This window comes from Pseudomonas asuensis (assembly GCF_014646755.1).
GTDB lineage: Bacteria > Pseudomonadota > Gammaproteobacteria > Pseudomonadales > Pseudomonadaceae > Chryseomonas > Chryseomonas asuensis.
This window is the reverse complement of sequence record NZ_BMNW01000102.1, coordinates 1-572: the sequence shown is the minus strand read 5'-3', so window position 1 is coordinate 572 and position 572 is coordinate 1. Positions and strand designations below refer to the sequence as shown.

The 572-nt window shown below is 57.5% G+C and carries 1 protein-coding gene; it reads right to left on the bottom strand.

Going from position 1 to position 572, the window contains the following annotated elements; genetic code table 11:
• On the bottom strand, positions 1-572 hold a 572-nt coding region (locus IEX86_RS24870; RefSeq protein ID WP_188868814.1), incomplete at both ends, for an IS5 family transposase.

Sequence of the window (572 nt, the reverse complement as noted above, 5' to 3'; positions counted from 1 at the left end):
GACCGCAGCAGCCGCGTCACGGTCCTGGACACTGGCTGCGGTAACTGTAACCGCTACGACTACGCCCAGCGTATCAACAATTAAGTTGCGCTTTCGACCTTTGATCTTTTTACCGGCATCGAAACCATTCCTGCCGCCCTGAGGCGATGCGCGGGTTGATTGCGCATCGATTACCGTGGCGGTTGGTTGGACGCCGCGGCCCATGCGTAAGCGCCACTGTTTACGCAGACGATCCTGCATAGCTTCAAAGGTGCCGGCTTCAACCCAACGCGCGAAAGACTTGTAGACGGCCTGCCAGGGGGCAAAAGTCTTGGGCAGCAGACGCCAGGCACAGCCGGTACGCAGCACATAACAGCAGGCATCGACCAGCTTACGTCGAGCGTAACGGGGCGGAGTTCCACGGGTACCAGGGTCACGTTCGAAAAGATCAGCAACCAGAGCCCACTCGGCATCCGTGAGGCTTGTACTATAGGGTGTCACCTGTTCACGATGATGGGCCTGGGTATAGCCATAGCGTTTACCTACCTGAGCGGGTGTGTAAACGTGACGTTTGACCTTTAACCGTACGATGC